Origin of the sequence: Streptomyces sp. NPDC093261 (genome assembly GCF_044753645.1) — a bacterium.
In the GTDB taxonomy this organism is placed as follows: Bacteria; Actinomycetota; Actinomycetes; order Streptomycetales; family Streptomycetaceae; genus Streptomyces.
The window spans coordinates 83,595-102,718 of record NZ_JBIVNO010000001.1 but is presented as its reverse complement, the minus strand read 5'-3'; the positions used below and the strand labels follow the sequence as shown (position 1 = coordinate 102,718).

Here is a 19,124-nt window from a genome sequence, read left to right as displayed (position 1 = left end):
GTGACGTCAGCCCCTCTCGCCGCTCGACTCAGCATCCCCAGCGGGCCGCTGTTCTTCCCCGTGACCGCGTACGGGCCTGACGGCTCCCTCGCCCTCGACGCCTACCGCGCGCATGTGCGCAAGGGGGTGGAGGCGGGCGCCGCCGCCGTGTTCGCCTGCTGCGGCACCGGCGAGTTCCACGCGCTCACCCCCGAGGAGTTCGAGGACTGCGTACGGGCGGCCGTCGAGGCGGCCGACGGGCGGGTGCCGGTCGTCGCGGGCGCCGGATACGGGACCGCGCTCGCCGTGCGCTACGCGCGCCTCGCCGAGCGGGCCGGGGCCGACGGACTGCTCGCCATGCCGCCCTATCTGGTGGTCGCCGGCCAGGAGGGCCTGCTGCGGCACTACCGGGAGCTGGCCGCGGCGACCTCGCTGCCGGTCGTCGTCTACCAGCGCGACAACGCGGTCTTCACCCCGCAGACCGTGGTCGAACTGGCCCGCACGGACGGCGTCATCGGCTTCAAGGACGGACTCGGCGACCTGGACCTGATGCAGCGCATCGTCAGCGCCGTACGGACCGAGGTCCCCGGTGACTTCCTCTACTTCAACGGCCTGCCGACCGCCGAGCAGACCCAGCTCGCCTATCGCGGTATCGGCATCACGCTGTACTCGTCCGCCGTGTTCTGCTTCGTCCCGGAGATCGCCCTCGCCTTCCACAAGGCGCTGAACGCCGGCGACGACGCCACCGTCCACCGCCTCCTCGACGGCTTCTACCGCCCGTTCGTCGACCTGCGCGCCCAGGGCCGTGGCTACGCCGTCTCGCTCGTCAAGGCGGGTGTCCGGCTGGGCGGCCTCGACGTCGGCGAGGTACGGCCGCCGCTGCACGAGCCGGCCGCGGAACACGTCGAACGGCTCGCGCGCCTCATCGACCGCGGCCACGCCCTGCTGCGGGAGGGCATGTGAGGGCCTCGGCGTTCCTCTATCCCTGGGACGTCGAAGGGGACCCGGAGGCGGCCGGCCGCGTCGCCGTGCTCGGCGTACGCCAGGCGACCCTCGCGTCCGCGTACCACTCCACACGCGCGCTCACGCCCCGCCATCCGCGCCACCGGGTCGTGACGGCCCGCCACGCCTCCGTGCTCTACCCGTTGGACGGTCGCTGGAACGGCCGTGACCTGCGGCCGTATCCGGCCGGGGACTGGGCTCCGGGTGATGCGTTCGGCGAGGCGGCGAGGGCGCTCACCGACGCCGGCCTGGAGGTGCACTCCTGGGTGGTCCTCGCCCACAACTCCCGCCTCGGCGAGGAGCATCCGGACACCTCGGTCGTCAACGCCTACGGCGATCGCTACCCCTGGGCACCCTGTATCGCGCAGCCCGCCACGCGCGCGTACCTCGTGGACCTCGCCGCCGAGGCGGCCGTGCGGCCGAACGCCCACGGCACCGAGCTGGAGTCCCTCGGCTGGTACGGCCTCGCGCATCTGCACGCCCACGACAAGATCGGCGGGGTGGGGCTCGGGGACGCCGGGCAGTACCTGATGTCGCTGTGCTTCTGCGCCGTGTGCCGCGAGGGCTACGGAGCGCGGGGCCTGGACGCCGACGAGCTGGCGGCGGCGGTACGGGCCGCACTGGAGCCCCGGTGGCGCGGCGCGGCCGCCGGTGGTGAGGGCGGGGCCGGGGGAGCCTGGGCGGAGATCGAGAGGCTCCTGGGCGAGGACCGGGCGTCCGCCACGCGCGCGTGGCGTGACGACACCGCCCGCACCCTCCAGGAGGCGGCGGTGACCGCGGTCCGCGCGGCCGCACCGGAGGGCTTCCAGGTGCTGCTGCACGCGGACCCGGTGTCGTACCACTGCGGGGCGAACGCCGGCGTCGACCCCGCGCACATCCTGTCCGTCGCGGACGGGGTGGTGGTGCCCTGCACCGGTGGCACGGGCCCGCTGACGCCGTTCGCGGAGCAGCGGGCGGACGCCGTCCTCGCGGCCAACTTCACCGTGGTCTCCGGCATGGGCGGCAGTCCGGCGACCCTGGAGCGGGACGCGCGGGCGGCGGCGGAGCGGGGAGCCACGCACCTGCGGCTCTATCACGCAGGCCTGGCGTCCGACGGTGACCTGGAGGCCGTACGCAAGGCGCTCGCCGCACTCTGATCCGGTCGGCGGGCCGTCACCGGAACCGTCGGGGCCTCCCGTCCGCCGGACGGGAACCCGTTGGAACCTGTCAGTAATGCCCCTGGGGCGTGCGGGCGCCCCGGTCCTACCGTGGGCCCGTCCCCGCGCGAGCCGGCCGCGCAGCCCGTACGACTCCAGGAAGAGGCACCCCCATGCAGTACGTCATGCCGGTCGTCATCGGCGTTCTCTACGCGTTCCTGAACTCCCTGATCCGCGCACCGCACCGCAGGCGTGTCAACGCTCTGATGATCGCCGGGGCGGGCGCCGTCTACATCAGCGGCGGTGGGCTCGGGGGCTGGGAGTTCGCGTTCGCCGCACTCCTCACCTACGTCGCCTACCGGGGCCTTGAGTCATGGACCTTCATCGGCATCGGCTGGCTGCTCCACACCGCGTGGGACATCGTGCACCACTTCAAGGGCAGCCCCATCATCCCCTTCGCCCACGGCTCGTCACTGGGCTGCGCGATCTGCGACCCGGTGATCGCCCTGTGGTGCCTGCGCGGCGGGCCCTCGGTGCGCGACCTCGTGCGCGGGAGGCGGCCCACCGCCGTCCCGGACCGGACGGCGGCCGCCTGAGCGGCTTTCTCCCGCCGGGGGCATTGACGAGGCATCAGCACGCGCCTACCGTCGTCGCGTCGTATGTCATACGTCATATATGAGACGCGCTACGCGACCTCCGGGAGGCGCGCATGACCTCTGTGCCCCCACCGATCCCCTCCCGCACCCAGTTCGTGCTGGAGGGGATCAAGCGCCGCATCCTGACCGGCGAGCTGACACCGGGTCAGGCGCTGGTGGAGACCGAACTCGCCGCCCACTACGGCGTGTCCAAGACCCCCGTGCGCGAGGCCCTCAAGACCCTGGCCGGGACCGGGCTCGTCGTGATGAGCCAGTACAGGGGCGTCACGGTGCGCACGGTGGACGCCGACATGGCCCGCGAGGTCTACGACGTCCGGCTGCTTCTGGAGCCGGAGGCGCTGCGCCGCTCGGTCGTCCGGGGCGCCCCGCTGGACGCCGCCCGGGACGCGCTGCAGCGGGCGGACGCGGCCACCGACACCGCCGAACGCTCCCTGGCGAACCGGGAGTTCCACCGCGCCCTGTATCTGCCGTGCGGCAATCCGCTGCTCGGCCGGATGCTCGACGAGGTCCGCGACCAGGCCGCCCTCGTGTCCGCCGTGGCCTGGGCCACCGACCCCTCCTGGGAGCGGGAGGCCGCCGAGCACCGGCAGATCCTGCGGCTGGCCCTGGAGGGCGACGCCGAGGGCGCGGCCACCGCCCTGCACGCCCATGTCGCGTCGTTCGTCCGCCGGGCCTTCCCCGAGGCCGGGCCCCAGGGAGAGGACGGTCAGGGATGACGGCGACGTCTCAGACCCAGCGCGCGGCCCTGGCGGGCGTGGTGGCGATCCCGGTGACCCCGTTCGCCGAGGACGGCTCCGTCGACCGGGATGCCCATCGGACGCTGCTGCGCCGGCTGCTCGACGGCGGGATCACCACCGTGACGCCGGGCGGCAACACCGGCGAGTTCTACGCCCTCACCCCCGAGGAGCGGCGCCTTGTCACGGATCTGACCGTGGCGGAGGCGGGGGAGCGGGCCGCGGTCCTCGTCGGGGTGGGGCACGACGTGCCCACCGCGGTCGCCTCGGCCAGGCACGCCCGCGAGTTGGGCGCCCCGATGGTGATGGTCCACCAGCCCGTCCATCCCTACCTCTCGGCCGGCGGCTGGGTCGACTACCACCGGGCTGTCGCCGAGGCTGTGCCCGAACTGGGCGTGGTCCCCTACATCCGCACCGCGTGGCTGCCCGGCGCCCGGCTCGCGGAGCTGGCCGACCACTGCCCGAACGTCATCGGTGTGAAGTACGCCGTCCCCGACGCCGCCCGCTTCGCCGCCTTCGCCCGGGACGCCGGGCTGGAGCGCTTCACCTGGGTGGCGGGCCTCGCCGAGCCGTACGCCCCCTCGTACTTCTCGGCCGGTGCCACCGGGTTCACCTCCGGACTCGTGAACGTCGCCCCGGCCCTCTCCCTCGCCATGCTCGAAGCACTGCGGTCCGGGGACTACCCGGGGGCCATGAAGGTCTGGGAGCGGATCCGCCGCTTCGAGGAACTGCGCGCCGCGAACGGCTCCGCCGACAACGTCACCGTCGTCAAGGAGGCCCTCGCCTCGCTCGGCCTGTGCCGCCGGGAGGTGCGCCCGCCGAGCACGCCGCTGCACGACGAGGAGCGCGCCGAGGTCGCCGCCATCGTCGCCGGGTGGTCGACATGACCCTCCCGAGGAGGCGTCCGGAGGACCTCAGAAGCCACCAGTGGTACGGCACCGACGGGCTGCGCTCCTTCAGCCACCGGGCCCGCACCCGGCAGCTGGGCTATCTGCCCGAGGAGCACCTGGGCAAGCCCGTCATCGCGATCCTCAACACCTGGTCGGACATCAACCCCTGTCACGTGCACCTCCGCGACCGCGCCCAGGCCGTGAAGCGGGGTGTGTGGCAGGCCGGCGGCTTCCCGCTGGAGTTCCCGGTGGCCACCCTCAGCGAGACCTTCCAGAAGCCGACCCCGATGCTGTACCGCAATCTGCTCGCGTTGGAGACCGAGGAGTTGCTGCGGTCCTACCCGGTCGACGGGGCCGTGCTGATGGGCGGCTGCGACAAGTCCACGCCCGCGCTCCTGATGGGCGCCGCCTCCGCCGACCTGCCCACCGTCTTCGTGCCGGCCGGTCCCATGCTGCCCGGCCACTGGCGGGGCGAGGTCCTCGGCTCCGGCACCGACATGTGGAAGTACTGGGACGACAGGCGCGCCGGGCTGCTCGGCGACTGCGAGATGGGAGAGCTGGAGAGCGGACTCGCGCGGTCGCCGGGGCACTGCATGACCATGGGGACGGCCTCGACGCTGACGGCCGCCGCCGAGGCGCTCGGCGTCACCGTGCCCGGCGCCTCCAGCATCCCGGCCGTCGACTCCGGCCACGACCGGATGGCCGCCAGGGCCGGGATGACGAGCGTGGAACTGGTCCACGGGGACCGGAGGCTGAGCGGCATCCTCACCCGCGAGGCCTTCGAGGACGCGGTCACCACCGTCCTGGGACTGGGCGGGTCCACCAACGCCGTGATCCATCTGATCGCCATGGCGGGCCGCGCCGGGGTCCGGCTCACCCTCGACGACTTCGACCGCATCGCCCGCACGGTCCCGGTGCTCGCCAACGTCCGCCCGGGCGGCCGGACCCACCTGATGGAGGACTTCCACTTCGCCGGCGGACTGCCCGGGTTCCTGTCCCGCATCCCGGACCTGCTGCACCTGGACCGCCCGACCGTCTCGCATGACACCCTGCGCGAGCAGATCGCCGGTGCACGGGTGCACGACGACGACGTCATCCGGCCCCGGGACAACCCGGTGGCGAGCGAGGGCGGGGTGGCCGTGCTGCGCGGCAACCTCTGCCCGGACGGGGCCGTCATCAAGCACATCGCCGCCGAGCCGCGTCTGCTCAGGCACACCGGTCCCGCGGTCGTCTTCGACGACTACCGGACCATGCAGCGGACCATCGACGACCCGTCCCTCGGCATCACCGCCGACAGCGTGCTGGTGCTGCGCAACGCCGGCCCCAAGGGCGGCCCCGGGATGCCCGAGTACGGCATGCTGCCCATCCCCCGCCATCTGCTCAGGCAGGGGGTACGGGACATGGTGCGGATCTCGGATGCCCGTATGAGCGGCACCAGTTACGGGGCGTGCGTGCTGCACGTGGCGCCCGAGTCGTATGTCGGGGGACCCCTGGCGCTGGTGCGCACGGGTGACTCGATCACTCTGGACGTGCAGGCGCGGAGCCTGCGGCTGGACGTGGAGGACACGGAGCTGGAGCGCCGCCGGGCGCGATGGACACCGCCGCCCGTGCGGTACGAGCGGGGCTACGGCGCCCTCTACGCCGACCAGATCACCCAGGCGGACACCGGCTGCGACTTCGCGTTCCTGGCGCGGCCCGGCGAGGTGCCGGACCCCTATGCGGGGTGATCGTCCGTCACCGAAGGTCTCGATCACGCAACGGGCCTCGCGCTCGGAGGGGTGACGCGCGTAGAAAACTTGTCATGCATAAGCCACTTCGCATCGCGGCCCTCGTCGCCGCCTGTGCCGTCGCCGGCGGGGCCCTCTACGGCGCCGGCGCGGCCACCGCCGGTCAGTCGACGGCGAACTCCACCCACGAGCCCTACAACATCGGGCTCCTGGTCAAGGACATCGACACCTACTACGGGGCCACGCTCGACAGCAACGGCGTCTACCAGGCGTCCCCTGACAGCCCTTACGCCAGGGACCTGGCGCACATCGAGTCGGCCGCCGAGCGTTACATCGACAAGGCGGCCCGCAAGGCGCACCGCCACGGCGAGAAGCCCGCGGTCGTCTTCGACATCGACGACACGCTGCTGCTGAGCCTCGACTACGAGAAGAAGACCAACTACACGTACAACTCGGCCACGTGGGCCGACTACGTGGCCAAGGCCGACCGCCCGGCCGTCCCCGGCACCCCGGCGCTGGTCCGGTACGCCGAGTCCAAGGGCGTCGAGGTCTTCTACAACTCGGGCCTGACGGAGGCCCAGCGCTCCGCCGCGGTCGCGAACCTGAAGAAGGTCGGCGCCGACATCGACCTCGACGCCGGCCACATGTTCCTCAAGGACGCGGCCAACCCGCCGTCCTACCTGAAGGACTGCGCCGCCCCGGGCAGCTGGAAGTGCACGACCGTCCAGTACAAGTCCGGCACCCGTCGGCACATCGAGGACCTCGGGTACGACATCCTCGCCGACTTCGGCGACCAGTACTCGGACCTCGACGGCGGCTACGCCGATCGGACGTACAAGCTGCCGAACCCGACGTACTTCGTCGGTTAGTCCTCCGGCCCGCCCGGGCGAACGCCCCCGCCGGTGACCACCGGCGGGGGCGTCCGTTGTCCGGTCGAGGGGATTGGGGCCGGCAGCTCCGTGCGGTGGGACGGCGACGGCGCGGCCGGGGTCGCCCGCGCGTCCCGCGTCGATTCCGTAACACGGAGAAAACCTGAAACCGAGGCGCCGAGGGAACAATCCAGCCAGCATCCCGCACCGGTTCACCAGGCAACGAGGAGTGTCGCCATGCCCGACAGACAGCAGGTGGCCGACCAGTCGAACACCGCGCCCCCCGAGGCGAACGGTGTCGACCGGTTCTTCAGAATCTCAGAACGGGGCTCCACCTTCGGCCGAGAGATACGCGGCGGCTTCGCCACGTTCTTCACCATGGCCTACATCCTTGTCCTGAACCCGATCATCCTGGGCAGCGGCAAGGACAAGTTCGGCCACCACCTGGACGCGGGCCAACTGGTCACCGCGACCGCCCTGGTCGCCTGTGTGATGACCGTCGTCATGGGCGTCGGCGGCAATCTGCCGCTCGCCATCGCCGCGGGCCTCGGTCTCAACGCCGTCGTCGCCTTCCAGCTCGCTCCGCTGATGAGCTGGGCCGACGCCATGGGCCTGGTGGTCATCGAGGGTGTGCTGATCTGTGTGCTGGTCGTCACCGGACTCCGGGAAGCGATCATGAACGCGATCCCCCAGCAGCTCAAACAGGCCATCGGCGTCGGCATCGGCCTCTTCATCGCCTTCATCGGTTTCGTCGACGCCGGGTTCGTCAGCCGCATCCCGGACGCCGCCGGCACCACGGTGCCGGTGCAGCTCGGGGCCGTCGGACGGCTCACCGGCTGGCCCGTGCTGGTGTTCTGCCTCGGCGTGCTGCTGACCATCGCCCTGCTCGCGCGCAAGGTCAAGGGCGCGATCCTGATCAGCATCGTGACCATGACGATCGTCGCCATCGTCGTCAACTCCGTGGCCGACATCAAGAGCTGGGGCCTGACCACCCCGAAGGTGCCCGACACGGTCGTGGCCACCCCCGACTTCGGACTCCTCGGTCACTTCAGCCTGTTCGGCGCCTTCGGCAAGACCGGCGCGCTCACCGTCGTCCTGCTGGTCTTCACGCTGATCCTGTCGGACTTCTTCGACGCGATGGGCACCATCGTCGGCATCAGCGCGGAGGCGGGGCTGCTCGACGAAAGAGGCCAGGTGCCGGGCATCGGCCGGGTCCTGTTCATCGACGGCGCCGCCGCGGTGGCCGGCGGTGTCGCCTCCGGCTCGTCCAACACCGCCTACATCGAGTCCGCGGCCGGTGTCGGCGAGGGCGCCCGCACCGGCTTCGCCAACCTGATCACCGGCGGCCTCTTCGGCCTCGCGCTCTTCCTCACCCCGCTGCTGACGATCGTGCCGCTCCAGGCGGCGGCCCCCGCCCTGATCGCCGTCGGCTTCCTGATGATGACGCACGTCAAGCACATCGACTGGGACCGCTATGAGATCGCCATCCCGGCCTTTGTGACCATCGCCGCCATGCCGTTCACGTACTCCATCACCGACGGCATCGGTGCCGGGTTCCTGTCGTACGTCGTCATCAAGGCGGTCCTCGGCAAGGCCAGGGAGGTCAACTGGCTGCTGTGGGGGGTGTCGGCGCTGTTCCTCGTGTACTTCGCGATCGATCCGGTGGAGCAGATGCTCGGCGTCAGGTGAGGCGGGGGGACGGCCCCGGACCGGGCCGTCCCCACCGGAGCGCCGGCCCTACTTCTTCAGCGCCGCCTGCATCATGGCCCTGGCGACCGGGGCAGCCAGCCCGTTGCCGCTGACCTCCGAGCGAGCCGCGTCCGACTGCTCGACCATCACCGCGACGGCGACCTCCTTGCCGCTCGTGCCGGACTTCGCATACGACGTGAACCAGGCGTACGGCGTCTTGCTGTTGTTCTCGCCGTGCTGGGCCGTACCCGTCTTGCCGCCCACCGTCGCGCCCGGGATCCGGGCGTTGGTGCCGGTGCCCTCCTCGACGACCGTCCGCATGGCGGACCGGAGCTGCTCGGCGGTCGACGGACTGATGATCCGCCGGCTGCTCGGGCTGTCGTCGTAGTTCTTCAGCACGTCGCCGCCGCTGTCGGTGATCTGCGCGACCATGTGCGGCGAGAGAAGCTTTCCGTCGTTGGCTATCGCCGCCGACACCATGGCCATCTGCAACGGGGTCGCCGTCACGTCGAACTGCCCGATGCCCGACAGGGCCGTCTGCGCCTGGTCCATGCCCTTCGGATACACGCTCGCGTACGCGCGCACCGGCACGTCCTGCCGGTCGTCGTCGAAGCCGAACCTGTCGGCCATCGCCCTGACCTTGTCCTGGCCGAGGTCGACGGCCATCTTGCCGAAGACGTTGTTGCACGAGTAGCGCAGGGCCACCCGGATCGGGGCGTCGGCGCAGGGGGCACCCGGGTCCTCGTTCGCCAGGGGGTGGGTCGAGCCCGGCAGCCGGTAGGGGTTCGGGCTGTCCGTCTTCTGGTCCACCGAGGAGTACAGCCCGTCCTCCAGCGCTGCCGCCGCGACGACCAGTTTGAACGTCGAGCCCGGCGGCAGCGGCTGGCGCAGCGCACGGTTGACGAGCGGCTTGCCCGGGTCGCTGCCCAGCCTCTTCCAGGCCGCCCCGGCGGTGTCGGCGTCGGTCAGCGACGACGGGTCGTAGGACGGGGTCGCGACGACCGCGAGGATCCGGCCTGTGGCGGGGTCGATCGCGACGGCCGCGCCCTTCTTGTCGCCCAGGGCCCGGTAGGCCGCCTTCTGGACGTCCGGGTCGATGGTCGTCACCACGTTGCCCGGGTCCGCCCGCTTGTTGGTGATCGTGTCCATGGCGGTCTTCAGATGGGAGTCCGTGCCGTTGAGGACGTCCTGGTAGATGCCCTCCAGTTGGGTCGGCGCGTAGCTCTGCGAGGCATAGCCCGTCACCGCCGCGTACAGCTTGCCGTCCGTGTACGTGCGTTTGTACGCGAGGTCACTGCCGCCGGTTCGTGCCGAGCCGGTGATCGACCGGCCGCCCACGATGATGTTTCCGAGCGGCGCCCCGTACGTGTCGATCGCGTTCCGCCGGTTGTCCTTGTCGTCTGCAAGCGCCTTGCCGTCGTAGAACTGCACCCAGGTCGCCCTGACCAGCAGAGAGACCACGAGGAGCAGCGCGAAGACCGATGCGCGTCTGATCGTCTTGTTCATCCCGCCCGGAAGACGAACGGGATCGCCTGGAACGTTCCCTTCCGCCCCGTTTTCTCATCGGGACTTCATGAAGGGGCCGGTGGACGGACCGGCCCGTGCTCCCGATCAAGCCCCCTGTCCTCAGGCCTTCAGGATGAGGACGATCTCCTCGATCTCCTCGCCGCGGGCGTGGGCGTACCCCCTGGCCCGGGCCGTCTCCTCGAAGCCGCACTTGCCGAGGACCCGGCCGGAGGCCACGTTGTCGGCGGCGGTCCGGGCGTACAGCGGGCGCTCCGGGACCTCCTCCAGCAGCATCCGCAGGGCGGCCGTCGCGATGCCCCGCCCCCAGTGGGCACGGTCGATCCAGTACGTCACCTCGCGTTCGCCCGGCTCGCCGTACACCCCCGCGGTGCCCACCACGTCACCGTCCGCCAGGACCGTGCGCACATCGACGTCACGGGAGTCCCGCAGCCGGCCCCAGTGGGCGTCGAAGCCGGCCCGGTCGGCCGGGTCCTCGGGAGTGAACGCGGCCATCCGGAGCGCCACGGGGTCGTTCATCTGCCGGTAGAGGACCGGCAGGTCGCTGTCCTGGACCTCACGCAGCACGACCTCCATGTCACAGCCTTTGCGCATGTCACAGCCTCCGCGTCGCCAGCGTCAGCCGGTCCCGGGCGTCGAACAGCGCATCCTTGATCATCTGCTCATGGGCGGGGGTCAGCCGGGCCACCGGGACCGAGCAGCTGATCGCGTCGCGGGCCGGGGTGCGGTAGGGGATGGCGACCCCGAAGCAGCGCAGTCCGAGTGTGTTCTCCTCGCGGTCGACGGCGTAGCCCTGCTCGCGGACCTGGTGCAGCTCCTCGATCAGCTTCTCCCGGTCCGTGATGGTGTGCTCGGTCAGCGCCGGGAGCGTCTCGGGGAGCATCTTGCGCACCTGCTCGTCCGGGTAGGTGCTCAGCAGCGCCTTGCCCAGCGAGGTCGAGTGGGCGGGCAGCCGGCGGCCGACCCGGGTGAACGGGCGCAGATAGTGCTGGGACTGGCGGGTCGCGAGGTACACCACGTTCATGCCGTCCAGCCGCGCCAGGTGGATCGTCTCCGTGGTGTCGTCCGACAGCCGGTCCAGGGTGGGGCGGGCCGCCGCCACCACCTCGTCGCCGTCTATGTAGGACGTGCCCACCAGCAGTGCCCGCACGCCGATGCCGTAGCGCGTGCCGGTCGCGTCCGTCTCCACCCAGCCCAGCTCCACGAGCGTGCGCAGCAGCATGTACAGGCTGGACTTCGGATAGCCCACCGCCTCCTGCACCGCGGCCAGGGAGTGCATGCCGGGGCGGCCGGCGAAGTACTCGAGCAACTCCACTGTCCGCACCGCGGACTTGACCTGTGCCCCGCCGCCTGTCTCGCCTGCCGACATCGCCCTTGACCCCTTCGTTCGACGGGAAGCTGAAGATATAGTCTCCGAGCAGCATATTCATCATCAGAGACGGCGTTCAGTATATCGAACGCAGCTGATGGCTGACGGACGAACTGCGGCATGACATCTGGAGGGACCCGCGGTGGCAGCAGCACCAGTCTGGAGTGTCGACCCCCGAACCGGGAAGCAGCGGGGAGAGGTTGCCGTCGAGGCCACGGCCGAGGCGGTGGACGCCGCCGTCCGCGCGGCCCACGCCGGGCGGGGAGCGCTCGCCGACCGCACGGTCCGCGCCGCCTTCCTGCGTACCGCGGCCGACCGGCTCCAGGCCGCGGCGGACCGGCTCGTCGAGACCGCCGACGCCGAGACCGCGCTGGGCCCGGCCCGCCTCACCGGCGAACTCGCGCGGACCTGCTACCAGTTGCGGGCGTTCGCGGACATCGTCGACGAGGGCGCCTTCCTCGACGTGATCATCAACCACCCCGACGACACGGCGACCCCGCCGATCCCGGACCTGCGGCGCTACAAGGTCCCCCTCGGCGTCGTCGCCGTCTACTCCGCCTCCAACTTCCCCTTCGCCTTCTCGGTCGCCGGCGGGGACACCGCGAGCGCGCTGGCCGCCGGCTGCCCGGTGGTCGTCAAGGCACACCCGGACCACCCCGCCCTGTCCGGGCAGGTCGCGGCCACCCTGCGCGAGGCCGCCGCCGAGCACGGGATCCCGGAGGGCGCCATCGGGCTCGTCCACGGCTTCGAGGCGGGCGTCGAGCTGGTCCGGCACCCGCTGGTGGCGGCGGCCGGGTTCACCGGGTCCGTGCGCGGCGGCCGTGCGCTCTTCGACGCGGCGGCGGCGCGCCCCGTGCCGATCCCGTTCCACGGCGAACTGGGCTCGCTCAACCCGGTCCTGGTCACCGAGGCCGCGGCCGCCGAGCGCGCCGAGGCGATCGGGGCGGGGCTCGCGGGCTCCATGACGCTGGGCGTCGGCCAGTTCTGTGTGAAGCCCGGACTGGTCCTCGCCCCCATGGGCGCGTCGGGCGACCGGCTTGTGAAGTCCCTGACGGAGGCCGTCGGCGCAGCCGGGGAGGGGGTCCTGCTGGACCACCGCATGCGGGACACCTTCCTCGCCGGGGTCGCCGAGCGCGCCGGACTCCCGGACGTGGAGTCCCCGGTCACGCCGGGCGCGGGCGGCGAGCACACGGTGAACCCGGGTTTCCTCACCGTCCCGGCCGAGAAGCTGACCGGCGAGGGTGCCTACGACCTGCTCCTGGAGGAGTGCTTCGGCCCCGTCACCGTGGTGGCCCGGTACGAGGACGAGGCCCAGGCACGCACCGTACTGTCCCGCCTTCCCGGCAACCTCACGGCGACCGTGCACCTGTCCGCGCAGGAGGCCGCCGGCGAGGGCCGCGGCCCGGAGATCCTCGCGGAGCTGACCCCGCTCGCGGGCCGTGTCCTGGTGAACGGCTGGCCCACCGGGGTCGCGGTGGCCCCCGCCCAGCACCACGGCGGTCCCTACCCGGCGACGACCTCCACGTCCACCTCGGTGGGCGGCACGGCGATCGAGCGGTGGATGCGGCCCGTGGTGTACCAGGGCGCCCCCGAGGCGCTGCTTCCTCCGGAGCTGCGGGACGACAACCCACTGGGGCTGCCGCGGCGGTTCAACGGGCGGCTGGAGCGCTGACGGGCCCGGGAGGGGCCGGGCGTGCGGGGTGGGCGCGGTCCTCCGCGCGCCCCGTTCCCGAAGGCGCGAGTCCCCACGTCAGGACCTGGGACACTCTGCCCATGGACCTCGAACTTCCCGAACTCCCCTTTCTGCTGCGCACCTACGGACCCGACGGCAACTGGTCCTACGAGGACGGGGTCCTCACCGGCTGGGCGGGGGCCCGGCAGGATCTTTTCGTTCCGCCCACCGGTGAGGGGCTGGACCCGGCCTCGGACGCGCCCCGGCTGCTCGGCGCGCCCGAGGGCGACTTCCAGCTCATCGCCCGGGTCACCGTCGGCTTCAACGCGTCCTTCGACGCGGGCGTCCTGTACGTGCACGTGGGGGAGCGGGCGTGGGCCAAGCTGTGCCTGGAGTACTCACCGGACGTGCCCACGGTCTGCACGGTGGTCACGCGCGGGCACTCCGACGACGCGAACTCCTTCACCGTGGAGGGAAGTTCGGTGTGGCTCCGGGTCAGCCGCACGGGCCGGGCGTTCGCCTTCCACGCCTCCCGGGACGGGAAGCGGTGGACGTTCGTCCGGCTGTTCACCCTGGCGGGCGAGGAGGAGACGGGTGCGGCTCTGGTGGGCTTCATGACACAGTCCCCGGTGGGGGAGGGGTGCGTGGTCACCTTCGACCACATGGAGTACCGGGACTGCTGGCCGGAGAGCCTGCGGGACGGCTCCTGACGCGCCGCCCGTCCCGCCGGCCGGCCCGCCGGGAACCGTCCCCGCCGTGGTCACGTCCTCCGTTGCATGATCGAAGACCGTGTGACCGGACGCCGGGTGATCCGTACCGCGGTGCCCGCCGACACACAGGCGGTCGCCGCCCTGCACGCACGGGCCCGGGCGACCTACTACCCGGACGGGCTGCCGCAGGACGGCATCGACTGGCCCGCCGCCTGGCTGAGCGCCATCCAGCGGACGGACGGCCGGGTGCTGGTGGCCGTCGAACAGGGCCGTATGGTCGCCATCGCCTCCTTCCGCGTCCCGGAGGGCTCCCCCGCCGACACCGTCAAGCTCTTCCAGTTCCATGTCGACCCCGGCCACTGGCGCCGGGGCATCGGCAGTGAGCTGCACGCGGGCTGCCTCGAGGAGTGGCGGGCCGACGGCAGGCGTACGGCCGTCCTCGACGTGCATGTGGACAACCGGCGCGCCCAGGCCTTCTACGCCCGCCACGGCTGGCTCCCCGACCCGGAGCACCCGGCCGGCGAGGGCGACCACCACCTCTTCCTCCGGTACGCCGTGCCGGGGGAATGAAAACGGGCGCTTGAACGTTCACCTACCCCCGCGGGGGAGGTCTCCGCGGCCGTACGACCCGGAGAGAAGCCGAAGACATGCGCGTGGAGATCTGGTCCGACATCGCTTGCCCCTGGTGTTATGTCGGAAAAGCCCGCTTCGAAAAGGCGCTCGAGGCCTTCCCGCACCGGGACGAGGTCGAGGTGGTGCACCGCTCCTTCGAACTGGACCCGCACCGCGCCAAGGGCGACGTCCAGCCGGTTCTCACGATGCTGTGCGGGAAGTACGGGATGAGCGAGGCGCAGGCGCAGGCCGGCGAGGACAACCTGGGCGCGCAGGCCTCCGCCGAGGGCCTGGAGTACCGCACCACCGGTCGTGACCACGGCAACACCTTCGACATGCACCGGCTGCTGCACCTCGCCAAGGAGCAGGGCCGGCAGGACGAGCTGATCCGGATCCTGTACCGGGCGAACTTCGCCGAGGAGCGCTCCGTCTTCTCCGAGGGCGACGAGCGGCTGGTGGAGCTGGCAGTGGAGGCCGGGCTCGACGCCGAGGACGCCCGCCGGGTGCTCACCGACCCCACCGCGTACGCGGACGCCGTGCGCGCCGACGAGCGCGAGGCCGCCGAGCTGGGCGCGAACGGGGTGCCGTTCTTCGTCCTGGACCGCCGCTACGGCGTCTCCGGTGCCCAGCCCGCCGAGGTCTTCACCCAGGCGCTGACCCGGGCATGGGGCGAGCGCTCCCCGCTGCGGCTGATCGAGGACGGCGGAGCGCAGGCCTGCGGTCCGGACGGCTGCGCGGTTCCGCAGAGCTGAGCGAACCCCAGGTCACGGCGGTCGTATAAGCGTTCCTTCGCGGAACCCCGCAGGAATTCGCGATGGACTGTGGGTTCCCGGGGCCGCAGAGTGGTCCCATGGAGACCTTCGAGACCCTCGTCCGCACCGAGTTCGCCCCGAAGAACACCTATCTGAACACCGCGAGCACCGGGCTGCTGCCCGCCCGCACGGTGGAGGCCCTGCGGATCGCCGTCGAGTCGGCGGCCGCCGGGCAGCCGACCGACATGTTCGCGGACGTCGAGGCCGCCCGCGCCTCCTTCGCCCGGCTGGCCGGGGTCCCCGTCCACAGGGTGGCGGCCGGGGCCTCGGTCGCCGTCTACACCGGGCTGATCGCCGCCTCGCTGCCCGAGGGGGCCGAGGTGCTCACCGCCGAGGGCGACTTCAGCTCCGTGGTGAACCCCTTCCACGTCCGGCGCGGTCTGAAGGTGCGCAGTGTGCCCCTGGAGCAGATCGCCGAGGCGGTGCGGCCCGGCACCGCCCTGATCGCCGTGAGCGCCGCGCAGTCGGCGGACGGCCGGATCGCCGACCTGTCCGCGATCCGCGCCGCGGCCCGGGCGCACGGGGCGCGTACCTATGTCGACGCGTCCCAGGCCGCCGGCTGGCTCGACCTCGACACGGGCGCGTACGACTACGTCGCCGCCGTCGCCTTCAAATGGCTGCTGTGCCCGCGGGGCGTGGCCTTCCTGGTGGTCCCGGAGGACCTCGGCGGCCTCAGCCCGCTGTTCGCCGGCTGGGTCGCGGGGGAGCGGCCCTGGGACAGCTGCTACGGCCCGGTCGACGAACTCGCCCACTCCGCCCGGCGCTTCGACGAGAGCCCGGCGCTCTTCTCCTACGCCGGCGCCCGCCGCTCCCTCGAACTCCTCGAGGAACTCGGCGTGGACACCGTACGGGCCCATGACCTCGCCCTCGCCGGGCGCTTCCGCACCGGACTGCGCTCGCTCGGCCACGAGCCGCTCCCCGCGCCGGACTCCCCGATCGTCTCCGTGCCCGGACTCGGCCACCGGCAGGGCGAGTTGAGCGGGAGGGGCATCGAGGTCTCCGACCGCGCGGGCAATCTGCGTGCCGCCTTCCATCTGTACAACACGCCCGAGGACGTCGACAGGCTGCTGGCGGCGCTGGGGGGGTGAGAACCGGGCCGGGGCCTCCCGTCCCACACGAGGAGGCCCCGGCCCGGCGGTCAGTGCGGGGCGGACACCGGATCAGCGCACCGGAGTGAAGTCCCGCGCGCCGATGAACTCGGGGCGGCGCACCGGTGCCGCGAACGGCTCCACCGCCGCGTTCTCCACACTGTTGAACACGATGAAGACGTTGCTGCGCGGGAACGGGGTGATGTTGTCCCCCGAGCCGTGCATACAGTTGCAGTCGAACCAGGTCGCCGAACCCGGCTTCCCGGTGAACAGCCTGATGCCGTACCGGCTCGCCATGTCGGTGAGCGCCTCATCGGACGGCGTGCCCGCGTCCTGCATCTGGAGCGACTTCTTGTAGTTGTCCTTCGGCGTGGCCCCGGCGCACCCCAGGAACGTCCTGTGCGAGCCGGGCATGATCATGAGTCCGCCGTTGGTGTCGTGGTTCTCGGTCAGCGCGATCGAGACGGACACCGTCCGCATGTTCGGCAGACCGTCCTCGGCGTGCCAGGTCTCGAAGTCGGAGTGCCAGTAGAAGCCGCTGGCCCCGAAGCCCGGCTTGACGTTGATCCGCGACTGGTGGACATACACGTCCGAGCCGAGGATCTGCCGCGCCCGCCCGACCACGCGCTCGTCGCGGACCAGCCCCGCGAACACCTCGCTGATTCTGTGGACCTCGAAGACGGACCGGATCTCCTTCGACTTCGGCTCCACGATCGACCGTTCGTCGGTGCGGATCCCCGGGTCGGTGACGAGCCGGTCCAGCTCACGGCGGTAGACCTCGACCTCGTCCGGGGTGATGAGCTGGTCGACGGCGAGGAAGCCGTCACGCTCGTACGCCTGGAGGTCGGCGGTCGACACCGGGCCGGGCGTGTCGGGGGAGCCCCAGACGACCGGGTCCTGACGGGGGACGGACACCTCGGTGGTGCCGCGGCTGGGGTACAGGTCGGTGGTGGTCACGGTCACTTCACACCTCCTCGGTCAGCAGCGGATAGACGCCGTTCTCGTCGTGGTCCTCCCGTCCGGTCACGGGCGGGTTGAACACGCAGATGCAGCGGAAGTCCTCCTTGACGCGCAGCGTGTGGCGCTCGTGCCCGTCGAGGAGGTACAGGGTGCCGGGGGTGATCGAGTACGTCTTCCCGGTCTCGTGGTCGGTGAGTTCGGCCTCGCCCTCGACGCAGACCACGGCCTCGATGTGGTTGGCGTACCACATCGACGTCTCCGTGCCCGCGTACAGGACCGTCTCGTGGAGGGAGAAGCCGACCCGCTCCCTGGCGAGGACGATGCGCTTGCTCTCCCAGGTCCCGGATGCCGCCTTCACATGCCGGTCGGTGCCTTCGATGTCCTTGAACGAGCGGACGATCACGGTGCTCTTCTTCCTCCTTGCTAGACGGTTTCCCGGACGGCGCGGGCGAGAGTGCTCAGGCCCTCGTCCAGCTCGTCCGGGGTGATGGTGAGGGCGGGCAGCAGCTTGACGACCTCGCTCTCGGGGCCCGAGGTCTCCACGAGCAGCCCGAGTTCGAAGGCCCGGCTCGCGACCCGCCCGGCGCGCTGCTTGTCGTGGAACTCCAGGCCCCACACCAGCCCGCGCCCGCGGTACTCCCTGACATCGGCGAGGTTCTCCTCGGTGATCGAGATCAGCCACTGCTCGATCTGCTCGCCGCGTGCCCGGGTCTGCTTCTCCATGGCGGACCCGTCGGCCCAGTACGTCTCCAGCGCGGCGGTGGCCGTGACGAACGCGGGGTTGTTCCCGCGGAAGGTGCCGTTGTGCTCGCCCGGTTCCCAGACGTCCAGTTCGGGCTTGAACAGGCACAGCGACATGGGCAATCCGTAGCCGCTGATGGACTTGGACACGGTGACGATGTCCGGCGTGATCCCGGCCTCCTCGAAGGAGAAGAAGGCACCGGTACGGCCGCAGCCCATCTGGATGTCGTCGACGATCAGCAGCATGTCACGGCGTGCGCACAGATCGGCGAGCCCTCGCAGCCACTCGGGCCGGGCCACGTTGATGCCGCCCTCGCCCTGCACGGTCTCGACGATCACTGCGGCGGGGCGGTTGAGACCCGAACCCTGGTCCTCCAGCAGCCGCTCGAACCACAGGAAGTCGGGGACCCTGCCGTCCAGGTAGTGGTCGAAGGGCATGGGCGTCCCGTGCACGAGCGGTATCCCGGCCCCGGCGCGCTTGAAGGCGTTGCCGGTGACGGCGAGGGAGCCCAGGGACATCCCGTGGAAGGCGTTGGTGAAGGACACGATGGCCTCGCGCCCCTTCACCTTGCGGGCCAGCTTGAGGGCGGACTCGACCGCGTTGGTGCCCGTGGGCCCCGGGAACATGACCTTGTACGGCAGGTCGCGGGGGCGCAGCACGAGGTCCTGGAAGGTCTGGAGGAACGACCGCTTGGCGACGGTGGACATGTCCAGGCCGTGGGTGACGCCGTCCCGTTCCAGATAGTCGATCAACGCCCGTTTGAGTACGGGGTTGTTGTGGCCGTAGTTGAGGGAGCCCGCGCCGGCGAAGAAGTCCAGGTACTCGTGGCCGTCCTCGTCGTACATACGGCTGCCCTGCGCGCGGTCGAAGACGGTGGGCCAGCCGCGGCAGTAGCTGCGCACCTCCGACTCGAGGGTCTGGAAGACGCTGAGGTCCGGCTGGGTGATGGTCAC

19 protein-coding genes are annotated in these 19,124 nt (G+C 71.5%); 13 read left to right on the top strand and 6 right to left on the bottom strand.

The features are described 5' to 3' along the window. From ACIP94_RS00500 to ACIP94_RS00465, 8 genes are all read left to right on the top strand, one after another. Nucleotides 1-942, top strand: coding sequence for a 5-dehydro-4-deoxyglucarate dehydratase (locus ACIP94_RS00500; RefSeq protein WP_402417663.1), 942 nt, complete (start codon nucleotides 1-3; stop codon nucleotides 940-942). After that, nucleotides 939-2,117, top strand: a complete 1,179-nt coding sequence (locus tag ACIP94_RS00495) for a hypothetical protein (protein ID WP_402417661.1) — start codon at nucleotides 939-941, stop codon at nucleotides 2,115-2,117. The genes ACIP94_RS00500 and ACIP94_RS00495 overlap by 4 nt, the downstream gene beginning before the upstream one ends. Before the next feature lie 173 nt (nucleotides 2,118-2,290). Next, nucleotides 2,291-2,713 (top strand): DUF6010 family protein, encoded by a 423-nt coding sequence (locus ACIP94_RS00490; RefSeq protein ID WP_402417659.1) that lies wholly within the window; start codon nucleotides 2,291-2,293, stop codon nucleotides 2,711-2,713. Between the two features lie 113 nt (nucleotides 2,714-2,826). After that, a complete protein-coding gene (locus ACIP94_RS00485) occupies nucleotides 2,827-3,489 on the top strand; it encodes a GntR family transcriptional regulator (protein WP_402417657.1) in 663 nt (220 codons plus the stop codon). Continuing rightward, nucleotides 3,486-4,394 (top strand): dihydrodipicolinate synthase family protein, encoded by a 909-nt coding sequence (locus ACIP94_RS00480; protein WP_402417655.1) that lies wholly within the window; start codon nucleotides 3,486-3,488, stop codon nucleotides 4,392-4,394. Before ACIP94_RS00485 ends, ACIP94_RS00480 begins: the two co-directional genes overlap by 4 nt. After that, nucleotides 4,391-6,124: an L-arabinonate dehydratase gene (gene araD, locus ACIP94_RS00475; protein ID WP_402417653.1), complete on the top strand. Its 1,734-nt coding sequence runs from the start codon at nucleotides 4,391-4,393 to the stop codon at nucleotides 6,122-6,124. Before ACIP94_RS00480 ends, araD begins: the two co-directional genes overlap by 4 nt. A gap of 74 nt (nucleotides 6,125-6,198) precedes the next feature. Continuing rightward, nucleotides 6,199-6,993 (top strand): HAD family acid phosphatase, encoded by a 795-nt coding sequence (locus ACIP94_RS00470; protein ID WP_402417652.1) that lies wholly within the window; start codon nucleotides 6,199-6,201, stop codon nucleotides 6,991-6,993. Nucleotides 6,994-7,230: 237 nt separating this feature from the next. Then, nucleotides 7,231-8,682 (top strand): NCS2 family permease, encoded by a 1,452-nt coding sequence (locus ACIP94_RS00465; RefSeq protein WP_402417650.1) that lies wholly within the window; start codon nucleotides 7,231-7,233, stop codon nucleotides 8,680-8,682. Nucleotides 8,683-8,730: 48 nt separating this feature from the next. On the opposite strand, the gene ACIP94_RS00460 is transcribed toward ACIP94_RS00465, so the two are convergent. From ACIP94_RS00460 to ACIP94_RS00450, 3 genes are all read right to left on the bottom strand, one after another. Continuing rightward, complete coding sequence (locus tag ACIP94_RS00460) at nucleotides 8,731-10,188, bottom strand: peptidoglycan D,D-transpeptidase FtsI family protein (protein ID WP_402417648.1); 1,458 nt, start codon at nucleotides 10,186-10,188, stop codon at nucleotides 8,731-8,733. A 120-nt stretch (nucleotides 10,189-10,308) separates the two neighbouring features. Then, complete coding sequence (locus ACIP94_RS00455) at nucleotides 10,309-10,782, bottom strand: GNAT family N-acetyltransferase (protein ID WP_402420263.1); 474 nt, start codon at nucleotides 10,780-10,782, stop codon at nucleotides 10,309-10,311. A 19-nt stretch (nucleotides 10,783-10,801) separates the two neighbouring features. After that, entirely contained in the window at nucleotides 10,802-11,575 is a 774-nt protein-coding gene (locus ACIP94_RS00450; RefSeq protein ID WP_402417646.1) for an IclR family transcriptional regulator, read from the bottom strand. Between the two features lie 142 nt (nucleotides 11,576-11,717). On the opposite strand from ACIP94_RS00450, the gene ACIP94_RS00445 reads away from it, so the two are divergent. From ACIP94_RS00445 to ACIP94_RS00425, 5 genes are all read left to right on the top strand, one after another. Continuing rightward, on the top strand, nucleotides 11,718-13,247 hold the full coding sequence (locus ACIP94_RS00445) for an aldehyde dehydrogenase (NADP(+)) (protein ID WP_402417644.1): 1,530 nt from the start codon (nucleotides 11,718-11,720) through the stop codon (nucleotides 13,245-13,247). 101 nt (nucleotides 13,248-13,348) lie between these two features. Continuing rightward, complete coding sequence (locus ACIP94_RS00440; RefSeq protein ID WP_402417643.1) at nucleotides 13,349-13,957, top strand: DUF1349 domain-containing protein; 609 nt, start codon at nucleotides 13,349-13,351, stop codon at nucleotides 13,955-13,957. 66 nt (nucleotides 13,958-14,023) lie between these two features. After that, a complete protein-coding gene (locus tag ACIP94_RS00435) occupies nucleotides 14,024-14,527 on the top strand; it encodes a GNAT family N-acetyltransferase (RefSeq protein WP_402417642.1) in 504 nt (167 codons plus the stop codon). Between the two features lie 77 nt (nucleotides 14,528-14,604). After that, nucleotides 14,605-15,321 carry a DsbA family oxidoreductase gene (locus ACIP94_RS00430; RefSeq protein ID WP_402417640.1) on the top strand — a complete coding sequence of 239 codons (717 nt, stop codon included), beginning with the start codon at nucleotides 14,605-14,607 and terminating at the stop codon, nucleotides 15,319-15,321. 98 nt (nucleotides 15,322-15,419) lie between these two features. Next, on the top strand, nucleotides 15,420-16,469 hold the full coding sequence (locus ACIP94_RS00425; RefSeq protein WP_402417637.1) for an aminotransferase class V-fold PLP-dependent enzyme: 1,050 nt from the start codon (nucleotides 15,420-15,422) through the stop codon (nucleotides 16,467-16,469). 72 nt (nucleotides 16,470-16,541) lie between these two features. Here ACIP94_RS00425 and thpD read toward each other — a convergent pair whose 3' ends face one another. The 3 genes from thpD to ectB are packed head-to-tail and all read right to left on the bottom strand — an operon-like array spanning nucleotide 16,542 to nucleotide 19,124. After that, on the bottom strand, nucleotides 16,542-17,432 hold the full coding sequence (thpD, locus tag ACIP94_RS00420; RefSeq protein WP_402417635.1) for an ectoine hydroxylase: 891 nt from the start codon (nucleotides 17,430-17,432) through the stop codon (nucleotides 16,542-16,544). Nucleotide 17,433: 1 nt separating this feature from the next. After that, a complete protein-coding gene (locus tag ACIP94_RS00415) occupies nucleotides 17,434-17,832 on the bottom strand; it encodes an ectoine synthase (RefSeq protein ID WP_402417633.1) in 399 nt (132 codons plus the stop codon). Between the two features lie 20 nt (nucleotides 17,833-17,852). Next, nucleotides 17,853-19,124, bottom strand: coding sequence for a diaminobutyrate--2-oxoglutarate transaminase (gene ectB / locus ACIP94_RS00410; RefSeq protein ID WP_402417632.1), 1,272 nt, complete (start codon nucleotides 19,122-19,124; stop codon nucleotides 17,853-17,855).

What these genes read in the sequence shown, in the direction of transcription:
- ACIP94_RS00490 (WP_402417659.1), top strand. Translation starts at nt 2,291, where the DNA reads ATGCAGTACGTCATGCCGGTCGTCATCGGCGTTCTCTACGCGTTCCTG.
- ACIP94_RS00485 (WP_402417657.1), top strand. Translation starts at nt 2,827, where the DNA reads ATGACCTCTGTGCCCCCACCGATCCCCTCCCGCACCCAGTTCGTGCTG.
- ACIP94_RS00480 (WP_402417655.1), top strand. Translation starts at nt 3,486, where the DNA reads ATGACGGCGACGTCTCAGACCCAGCGCGCGGCCCTGGCGGGCGTGGTG.
- araD (WP_402417653.1), top strand. Translation starts at nt 4,391, where the DNA reads ATGACCCTCCCGAGGAGGCGTCCGGAGGACCTCAGAAGCCACCAGTGG.
- ACIP94_RS00470 (WP_402417652.1), top strand. Translation starts at nt 6,199, where the DNA reads ATGCATAAGCCACTTCGCATCGCGGCCCTCGTCGCCGCCTGTGCCGTC.
- ACIP94_RS00465 (WP_402417650.1), top strand. Translation starts at nt 7,231, where the DNA reads ATGCCCGACAGACAGCAGGTGGCCGACCAGTCGAACACCGCGCCCCCC.
- ACIP94_RS00460 (WP_402417648.1), bottom strand. Translation starts at nt 10,188, where the DNA reads ATGAACAAGACGATCAGACGCGCATCGGTCTTCGCGCTGCTCCTCGTG.
- ACIP94_RS00455 (WP_402420263.1), bottom strand. Translation starts at nt 10,782, where the DNA reads ATGGAGGTCGTGCTGCGTGAGGTCCAGGACAGCGACCTGCCGGTCCTC.
- ACIP94_RS00450 (WP_402417646.1), bottom strand. Translation starts at nt 11,575, where the DNA reads ATGTCGGCAGGCGAGACAGGCGGCGGGGCACAGGTCAAGTCCGCGGTG.
- ACIP94_RS00440 (WP_402417643.1), top strand. Translation starts at nt 13,349, where the DNA reads ATGGACCTCGAACTTCCCGAACTCCCCTTTCTGCTGCGCACCTACGGA.
- ACIP94_RS00435 (WP_402417642.1), top strand. Translation starts at nt 14,024, where the DNA reads ATGATCGAAGACCGTGTGACCGGACGCCGGGTGATCCGTACCGCGGTG.
- ACIP94_RS00430 (WP_402417640.1), top strand. Translation starts at nt 14,605, where the DNA reads ATGCGCGTGGAGATCTGGTCCGACATCGCTTGCCCCTGGTGTTATGTC.
- ACIP94_RS00425 (WP_402417637.1), top strand. Translation starts at nt 15,420, where the DNA reads ATGGAGACCTTCGAGACCCTCGTCCGCACCGAGTTCGCCCCGAAGAAC.